Annotated in this window: 1 protein-coding gene; it reads left to right on the forward strand. The window is 70.0% G+C overall.

Annotated features, from left to right (window positions below; translation table 11 throughout):
• On the forward strand, positions 1-404 hold a 404-nt coding region (locus tag NE591_RS12910), incomplete at both ends, for a transcription antitermination factor NusB (RefSeq protein ID WP_305145255.1).

Consider the following 404-nt stretch of genomic DNA (forward strand, 5'->3'; position numbering starts at 1 on the left):
GCCAAGACCATCGATATCTCGCCCCTGTCGCGGGAGGATCGGGCCTTCGCCACCCGGCTCGTGCTGGGAGTGGTCAGCACGCGCGGCACCCTGGAGGACATCATCACGGGCTGCATGGACTCGCCCGACGATGCGGCCCCGGCAGTGCGCGACGCGCTGTGCCTGTCGGCCTACGAGATCATCTTTCTGCAGAAGAGCCCCCATGCCGCCGTCGCTCAGGGCGTCGAACTGGTGAAGTCGGTGGCGCCGCGCGCGGGCGGTCTCGCCAATGCGGTGCTGCGCCGCGTGGTGCGCGCCAAAGAGGCCTTCCCCTTCGGCAACCCGCGCACCGATATCGCCGCCTATGCGCGGCTGCACGGCTTCCCGGTGTGGCTCGCCAAGCGGCTCATCGCGGAGCTCGGACC

The organism is Adlercreutzia sp. DFI.6.23 (assembly GCF_024462535.1).
In the GTDB taxonomy this organism is placed as follows: domain Bacteria; phylum Actinomycetota; class Coriobacteriia; order Coriobacteriales; family Eggerthellaceae; genus Adlercreutzia; species Adlercreutzia rubneri.